This window comes from Streptomyces sp. NPDC127092, assembly GCF_042722475.1.
GTDB lineage: Bacteria > Actinomycetota > Actinomycetes > Streptomycetales > Streptomycetaceae > Streptomyces.
This window is the reverse complement of sequence record NZ_JBHXFE010000150.1, coordinates 1-2040: the sequence shown is the minus strand read 5'-3', so window position 1 is coordinate 2040 and position 2040 is coordinate 1. Positions and strand designations below refer to the sequence as shown.

Genomic DNA, 2040 nt, shown 5'->3' with positions numbered 1-2040 from the left:
CCATCGATGTGTTCAACCCTGCGACGGGGCAGGTGATTACGGAGTTGGTGCCGGCGACGATCGAGGATGCGGAGGCGGCCGTGGTGGCTGCGTCTCGTGCCTTCGCCGACTGGGGTTCGCGGCCGTTGTCGGAGCGGGTGCGGTTTTTGTATCGGATGAAGGTGATCCTCGAGGACAATGTCGAGTCGTTGGCGCGCACGGTCACGATCGATCAGGGTAAGACGTTGGATGAGGCGCGCGGTGAGGTGGGGCGGGCCGTCGATTTCTTGGAGACGGCGATTGCCGCTCCGATGCTGTATCACAGCGACGCCGTGAACGTCACCACTGGTGTGGATGCGCGGCGGGTGCGGGAGCCGTTGGGGGTGTGTGTGGCGGTGACGCCGTCGAACTTCCCGGTGATGAACACGGTGCAGTTCTCGGCGTGGGCTCTGGTCACGGGTAATACCTTGATCATCAAGGCGTCCGAGCAGGATCCGCTCGCGTCCACCGCGGCGATTCGGTTGCTGCAGCAGGCGGGTCTGCCGGATGGGGTGCTGAACTTGGTGCACGGTCGGGCGGATGTGGTCAAGCACCTGATCGCCCACCCGTCGGTGGTGGCGGTCTCGTGCATCACGTCGTCGCCGACGGCGCGGGCGATCTACGGGGCGGCGGCAGCGGCCGGGAAGCGGGTGCAGGCCAATGGTGGTGCGAAGAATCCGATCGTGGTGGCCGCGGATGCGGATCTCGATAGGGCGGCGGCCGGGATCGTGTCCTCGTCCTATGGGATGGCGGGTCAGCGGTGCCTGGCGGGGAGTCGGGTGGTGGTGGTCGGTGACGTCTACGGCGATCTGATGGACCGTGTGGTGGCGTTGGCCGATCAGTTGGTGGTCGGTGACGGTATGGACGAGGGTGTGACGATGGGACCGGTCGTCAGCGCCGAGAGCAAGGTGCGGATCCTGGCGGCGCTGGGGGAGGCGGAGGATCTGGGTGCGACGTTCGTTCTCGATGGTCGGAACGTGAAGCCGGTGGGTGGGGTGGGGTCGGAGAACGGCTATTTCATCGGGCCGACCGTCGTGGCCGATCTGGATCCGCGGCACGGGGTGGAGGGTCGGGAGTTGTTCGGTCCGGTGATCAATGTGCATCGGGTGGATACGCTCGCGGAGGCGATCGCGTTGTCGAATGACACCGAGTTCGGTAACGCTGCAGCGGTGTTCACCAGCTCTGGTGCGGTGGCGGCGGAGTTCGAGCGGGGTATCCGGGCCGGCAATGTGGGTGTCAATGCGTTTCCGGCGCCGCCGGCGAATGTGACGATGGGCGGGTACGGTGCCTCGTTCTACGGTGATTCGCATGTGTGTGGTGCTGCGCCGTTGGATTTCTTCACCGATCAGAAGCTGGTCGTTACCCGATGGTGAGCACCAGGCGGCGAACCAGTGGGAGCGCGACATGAACTCCGCAGTCGTCATCGACGCGGTCCGGTCGCCGATGGGTCGAGCCCGCCCGGCTGGCGCACTGGCCGGTGTTCATCCGGTCGAGCTGCTGGCGCAGGTGGTTTCCGCGCTGGTGGAGCGAACGGCGGTGGATCCCGGCGAGGTCGACGATCTACTGGTCGGGTGTGTCACGCAGTCCTCCGAGCAGTCCGGCAACATCGGGCGGATGGCGTGGGCTGCCGGAGCAGGTGCCGTCCGTGACCATCGAGCGCAAGTGCGGCTCCGGTCAGCAGGCGTTGCAGTTTGCGGCGCAAGGCGTGATGGCGGGGTCCTACGACATCGTGATCGCGGCCGGCGTCGAGTCGATGAGCCGTGTGCCGATGGGATCGAATCGTCAGGGTGCTGACATCTACGGTCCCTCGGTGAACGAGCGGTACGCTCCGGGACTGCTACCCCAGGGTGTCGCAGCCGAACTCATCGCGCACCGGTGGAATCTCGACCGGAAACAACTCGACGAGTTCGCCGCGCGTTCACATCAACTCGCGGCGCGGGCGGACTCCGCCAACGCTTTCGCGCGCGAGATCGTGCCCATTCGCGTGCCGGCCACGGAGGAGACGGTGAACCGGGACGAGAC

The 2040-nt window shown here is 66.1% G+C and carries 1 protein-coding gene and 1 pseudogene; both read left to right on the top strand.

Going from position 1 to position 2040, the window contains the following annotated elements; all coding sequences use genetic code 11:
• Positions 1–1391 (top strand): aldehyde dehydrogenase family protein (locus tag ACFWJO_RS38190; RefSeq protein ID WP_386872759.1); only part of this gene is annotated, 1391 nt, incomplete at its 5' end.
• Positions 1327–2040, top strand: a pseudogene (locus ACFWJO_RS38185) (beta-ketoacyl synthase N-terminal-like domain-containing protein); the annotation flags it as partial. The gene ACFWJO_RS38190 and the pseudogene ACFWJO_RS38185, both read left to right, overlap by 65 nt.